6 protein-coding genes are annotated in these 6,470 nt (G+C 32.1%); all 6 read left to right on the forward strand.

Annotated features, from left to right (window positions below; all coding sequences use genetic code 11):
• Positions 1–92 precede the first annotated feature (92 nt).
• Genes gntC through ACFSUF_RS20320 form a run of 6 tightly spaced genes read left to right on the forward strand, consistent with a single transcriptional unit; the run spans position 93 to position 6,367 of the window.
• Positions 93–1,214, forward strand: coding sequence for a guanitoxin biosynthesis PLP-dependent (S)-gamma-hydroxy-L-arginine cyclodehydratase GntC (gntC, locus tag ACFSUF_RS20295; protein ID WP_377605983.1), 1,122 nt, complete (start codon positions 93–95; stop codon positions 1,212–1,214).
• 45 nt (positions 1,215–1,259) lie between these two features.
• Positions 1,260–1,943 carry a 4'-phosphopantetheinyl transferase family protein gene (locus tag ACFSUF_RS20300; protein WP_377605985.1) on the forward strand — a complete coding sequence of 228 codons (684 nt, stop codon included), beginning with the start codon at positions 1,260–1,262 and terminating at the stop codon, positions 1,941–1,943.
• Positions 1,944–1,971: 28 nt separating this feature from the next.
• Positions 1,972–3,744 (forward strand): ABC transporter ATP-binding protein, encoded by a 1,773-nt coding sequence (locus tag ACFSUF_RS20305; protein ID WP_377605987.1) that lies wholly within the window; start codon positions 1,972–1,974, stop codon positions 3,742–3,744.
• On the forward strand, positions 3,731–5,431 hold the full coding sequence (locus tag ACFSUF_RS20310) for an ABC transporter ATP-binding protein (RefSeq protein WP_377605990.1): 1,701 nt from the start codon (positions 3,731–3,733) through the stop codon (positions 5,429–5,431). The genes ACFSUF_RS20305 and ACFSUF_RS20310 overlap by 14 nt, the downstream gene beginning before the upstream one ends.
• Positions 5,432–5,449: 18 nt before the next feature.
• Positions 5,450–6,055: an adenylyl-sulfate kinase gene (gene cysC, locus ACFSUF_RS20315; RefSeq protein WP_377605992.1), complete on the forward strand. Its 606-nt coding sequence runs from the start codon at positions 5,450–5,452 to the stop codon at positions 6,053–6,055.
• Between the two features lie 48 nt (positions 6,056–6,103).
• A complete protein-coding gene (locus ACFSUF_RS20320) occupies positions 6,104–6,367 on the forward strand; it encodes an acyl carrier protein (RefSeq protein WP_377605994.1) in 264 nt (87 codons plus the stop codon).
• The last annotated feature ends 103 nt before the right edge of the window (positions 6,368–6,470 follow it).

Genomic DNA, 6,470 nt, shown 5'->3' on the forward strand with positions numbered 1-6,470 from the left:
CTACCTGAATTTTTCTAGTTCATAAAGCGCTATCAACAAATAAATTTTTTAAATGTCAATAACGACTTATTACACATAAAAGGAGACTTACATTGAACATATCATTGCATATGATGGAACCGTGGTTAATAGAAAATCAATTTGTGGAATATAATCTTGGTGAAAGTGGAGTTGTTGATATTACGTTAGGAGAAGTTCTAAGTATTACAAATACAAATGTGAGCGAATTGCTTGAGTGCAGTTTTAAAAATAATGATACTTATGGATCTTACTCATTAAGAAGTAAAATAGCATCATTATATAATAACGTCGAACCAGATGAGGTAATTGTTACAACTGGTGTAAGTGAGGCTTTATTTATTTACTATCACCTTCGTTTCGAACCAGGAGCTAATGTAATAGTTCCCTTTCCAGCTTTTCAAACACTTTATGAGGTACCTAGATATTTAGGTTATGAAGTTAGACATTTAGAATTGTATGCTGAAGAGAATTACCGAGTCGATTTAGAACGGCTATCAAGTCTTATCGACAACAAGACTAAAGTGATAGTACTCAATAATCCCCATAACCCTACAGGTATGACACTTTCAAATTCAGAATTCAAAGCAATAATCAATTTAGCAAAACAACATGATATTGAGATACTGGTAGATGAGCATTATAGATTTATTCCTTATGATGATGAAACATTGCTCCCTTCACTATATAACAAATCAAATCGAATTGTGGCAATGGGTTCAATGATTAAATGTTTTGCATGTGTAGGACTTAGAATTGGGTGGGTTGTTGCAGAACGATCATTAATAAAACAAATGCGTGATTTCAAAGACTATACTACTCATTCAATCTGTTCAGTAAATGATTTCTTAGCCTACAGGCTTTTATTGCATAATAACGAAATTGGATTAAAAAATAAATCATTGGTACTACAAAATGTAAATGAATTCAGAAAATTTGTTAAAATGCATAATTCTATTATTGATTGGGTAGAGCCACAAGCAGGACTTGTAGCATTTCCTTATTTTAAAGATAAAACTGAAAACACGCAACGATTTGCGGAAAGACTTGTTAAGGAAACAGAGGTTTCGGTTCTTCCAGGTGAAGTTTTTGAAAGACCTGGATATTTTCGAGTTGGTTTTGGTTTACCTCCAGCAAAATTTAGTCAGGCAGTTAAAAAAATGTCTAATTTTATTACATCTAACTATTTGAAATGATTTAAAAGCCTTAGGGTTTTTAAGAAAATACAATTAGGAGAAAATATGTTAATAGATGCAATACAAATTAACTCATATATTTCCAATGACTGCTATTCTAAATGTTTAAATATGCTGCCCCAAAATGAAAGGATTTATGTGCAAAAGTATATTAGACGTGACGACCGTGTTCGCCGTTTAATTGGGATGTTACTTATAAGAAAAATTGCTTCCAAGAAATTTCAAACACCAATGTATGATATTGAAATATCAAGAAACATTTACGGTAAGCCATATTTTAAAACGAATCTAGATACTCATTTTAATATCTCTCATTCCGGAATGTGGGTCGTTTGCATTACGAGTGATAAACCTGTTGGTATAGATATCGAACAAATAACTCCAATAGACATAAGTATGGCTGATCGGTTTTTTACCTCTTCAGAAAGTTCCTTATTACATTCGCTTACAGGTAATGATCAATTAAAACGTTTTTATGAACTGTGGACTTTAAAAGAAAGCTATGTGAAAGCACAGGGTAAAGGCTTACACATTCGATTAAATTCATTTTCAGTAGAGCTTAATCAAACACATAATGTATATATCAATGCTAAAAGGCAACCTGTAAATCTTCAACTAATTGATATTCATGATCGATATGTTTTAGCAACGTGTGCTTACGAAATTGGCAAACAACCAAAACTAAGGATTAATATTTTACCCAACTTTTTAGAAGAGGTATTTTCCTAATATAATACGTACATTTGGAGTGAACATTATGGAGGTAGCTCAGTCTGTACAAAAGTTTAAAACTTTTTGGAAGGTTTACCTCTGGTGCCTTTCTTATTTATTTCCTTACAAGAAAATTTTTGTTTTATTCCTATGTTTAAGTATGTTTTCATCAGTCATCCCTTTGATAATTTCTAAAATGTTTCAACATTTCATTGATCACATATTGCCCACAAAAAACTTAAATAATTTTAATTTACTAATTGTTGGAATCATATGCATATATATATTCATGTTATTAGCAAATGCAAAAAAAAATAAAATTGGTATTGAATTTCAGGAAAAAGCATCTAGAGATATACAACTCTCAGTTTTTAAAAAAGTGAGGGATCTAGGTTTCAGTTATTATGAGCAGCATCCAGTTGGTAAAACTATATCTTTATTTACTCAAGAAATACCTGTGGTCCAAGGAATGTTGAGATACTTCATCCCTGTAATTTTAGAATCTTCATGTGAGTTATTACTATCATTTATATTTCTAATGACGATTAACTATAAACTAACGCTATTGTTTATACCATGTATGTTTATTTATTATCTGTCCGGCCCTTATTTTGAAAGAAAGGCAATATCGTATAAGGAACAATATAGTAAACTTGTCACTGAAGTTGATAAGAAACAGTATGATTCCCTGTCAGCAGTATTAGAGCTTAGAGTATATGGCACCGAGAAGTGGGACCTTAAAAATCTGATAAATATTGCTCAAGAATCATCACGTATATTCTCTAGATTCTTTTTCTTTATGGATATGTATGCCGTGATGCGTAGAGTCGCTATTTATATAGGCGTAGTTATATTATTATTAGTCGGATATTCACTCGTTAGAGCAGGTTCATTAACTATTGGTGAATTTGTTACATTCATATTACTGTTTTATCAAATAATGTTTAAATTAACCGTGGTTATGACGCAGATTAATAAACAAAAAATGAATGTGGTAAACGCAACAAGATTGTATGAGTTTATAAATTTATCACCTCATGTAAAGGACCCAGATAATCCAGTTAAATTAAAGGATGTAAAGGGGAAAATTGAACTTAAAAGAATTTCTTTTGGATACAACTCCGATAATGTTGTTCTTACTGATATTGATTTAGTAATAAACCCTGGGGAAAGAATATGTATTGTAGGTAGCAGTGGATGTGGTAAGTCTACGTTATCAAAGCTCTTAGCACGTTTTTATGACCCATTAGATGGTGTAATCACGTTAGATGATACTCCTATTAATAAGTTATCATTAAAAGAACTCAGAGATACTATAGGATATGTATTTCAAGAACCATATTTGTTTGGAACAACAATAACAGAAAACATTAGGATTTCTAAGCCAGATGCTACGATTGATGAAGTTATACAAGCTGCGAAAGCTGCCAACGCTCACAGTTTTATTACAGATCTACCAAGTGGATATGATACTTTTATTGGGGAGAAGGGAAGTAGACTATCGGGTGGCCAGAAGCAAAGAATATCTATTGCAAGAGTATTTTTAAAAAACCCTCAAATTATTATTTTTGATGAAGCTACTTCCTCTTTGGACAATTTAACGGAAACCAAGGTTAATAATGCTATTAATACGCTCCTTGATGGCAAAACCGTAATATCTATAGCACATCGTTTATCCACTATCCGAAAATACAATAAGATTGTAGTGATGGATAAGGGGAAAATAATTGAAACCGGGACTTATGAAAATTTAATGGCAATCAACGGTAGATTTCGTCAAATGGTAGATGGAAGGGAATTAAATAATGATGAGGTATAAATGGATAATTTCTGGTATTAAGTTGCATCTTTGGATGTACCTTTCAAGTACTGCTTTACTTATTATTTCTGTTTGTACTTCATTAATACTTACTGCTATTCAAAAAAATATTATTGATAATATATTTGTTAAGGGCGAGTATAATCTGTTCGTTGGCTATATGATAATTTTCTGCGTTGTTATAGTAATATTTTTGTTGTCATGGGTAGGCCAAGATATATTATTCCAACGATTGAATGAAAAAATAAAAGTTTATATGAGAAATGATTACATGCTCAGGTTATATAAATTGCCAGCCTATTACTATCAGAACGAACGAAAAGGAAATTTGATATCCAATATTAATGAATATATTGCTACCGGTAGTATTGTGGCACAAACAATACCTCGGGGTATGGAAGGTATCCTTAGTTTGATTATTATAGCGTCTATTATTGGGGCTACAAGTATATCTCTTTTATGTGCACTTTTATTATTAGGACTTAGTTATATCTATTTGGGTAAATATTTCTCTTTACCAATAGCAAGGATAGCGAAAGAAATACAGGAAAGTCGTAAGAAAGTGATGGTAAATATTGATGAAGGTATATCATCCACCAGAGAAGTAATATCTTTTAATGCTAATGATTGGGAAATGAATAAGTTTAATAAGGGTTTTGAAAATTATTACTTAAAATTACTTGAAGACGCAAGACTTCGAAATATCCAAATGTTTTGGTCTGACCCACTTAAGCTTTCATCAAGTATTGTTGTGCTTATCTATGGTGGTTATCAAGTGATGTATTCTGAATTATCAATCGGAATGTTTGTGATATTATACCAGTTTACAAGTCAACTTATGAATTCTATTCAAACAGTTTACCAGGTGGCTATGGAATTTATTGAAATAGCGGAGAAAAGGGAAAATTCAAGAAGGATTTTTAATGCTCCATCATTGAATAGCGGTCCGTTGCAGATTAAGGGGAATATTTCAAGTCTTAAATTCGATTCTATTAGCTTTAGATATGAACCTAGTGAAAAATCAGTATTATCAAATCTATCCCATAGTATTGCTATTGGACGTAAGACTGCAATTGTAGGAGGAAGTGGTAGTGGTAAATCAACTTTAACCAAATTGCTTGTTAGACTTGATGAGCCTAATAATGGAGCAATAATGGTAAATGATATACCACTTTATCAATTACAAAGATATGAATGGACCCAAAAGGTCTCTATTGTTTTTCAAGAACCATATATTTTTCCTGATACTATAGAAAATAATATTTTGCTAGGTCGAAATTATAGATATGAGGATATTAAAGCAGCGTGTATTGCCGCGGAAATCCACGATACAATAACTCTCTTAAAGAACGGTTATCAAACAATACTTGGGGAAATGGGTGTCAACTTATCCGGGGGACAAAGACAGAGAATTGCTATAGCAAGAGCACTGTTGGGAAAACCTGAAGTATTAATATTGGATGAAGCAACGTCAGCTCTAGACCAGGAAACTGAAAGGAAAATACAAAGTAATTTGGACTCATTAAGAAAAGGTAAAACAACTATAGTTGTTGCCCATCGTTTATCAAGCATTCAAGATTCTGATCAAATAATAATAATGGACGAAGGAAAGGTAGTAGATGTAGGCTCACATAATCAATTGATAGACAAAGAAGGCAAATACAAAATTCTTCTTAATTTGATGTAAGCTAAAACTGAAAACGAGGTGAGATTTTTGCGTTCTGAAAATATCTTTTATAATTCCGCATCAATTAGTCAGTTAGATAGACAACTCCTATATTCTCATAAGAGTTGCGTTTTGTGGCTAACTGGATTATCTGGCTCAGGTAAGTCTACAATTGCATTTGAATTAGAGAAATGTTTATTTATGAATAAAATAAAAACTTATGTTTTAGATGGAGACAACCTACGCACAGGACTAAATCAAAATTTGGGTTTTTCTGTTGATGATCGCATGGAAAATAACCGTAGAATTGCTGAAGTAGCAAAATTATTTATTGATGCTGGCATATTCACTATTTGTGCCTCTATTTCACCATTCCGCGAAGGACGTTTACTAGCTCGCCAACTATTTCAACCGGGTCGTTTTTTTGAAATTTATATAGACTGTCCGGTTAACGAGTGCATACGAAGGGATCCAAAAGGTCTTTATAGTAAAGCAGCAAGTGGGGAAATATCAAATTTTACTGGGATCTCAGCATCATATGAGGCTCCCGATAGGCCGGATCTTGTTGTGAAGACAGATAGATTAACCATAGAAGAATCAGTTCAAAAGATTATTCAATTTATTAACAGTAATGAATTAATATAAAAAATTAGCGACTCTGACCAGAATTTCAGGATGGCGGGGGAGGTATATATGCATACAATTGAAATCGCAGTGCTTGAGATTATAAATGAAATTAAGGGGAAAGAAATCGCTAACAAGATAGATCCAACAGAAGATTTTGTGAGTAAGTACATGCTTGACTCTTTTGATGTAGTCGAGCTTCTAGTGCAGATTGAAGATAAATTTAAAATTGAAATGTTTGAAGAAGCTTATACAGAGAGCGCTTTTGAATCATTTAGTGCTTTTATAAATTTAATTGAATCTGAGATTAATAAAAAAAAAAAAAATACTTAGTATGATATCAATATCGACTTTTATTATTCTCCTAATCGAAGTAAATATAATTAAGTGGAGGATTGAGCTATGTGGCACAAAAATGAAAAAACTATGGCAGATA

This window comes from Paenibacillus gansuensis (genome assembly GCF_042684925.1).
Lineage (GTDB): Bacteria > Bacillota > Bacilli > Paenibacillales > DY6 > Paenibacillus_N > Paenibacillus_N gansuensis.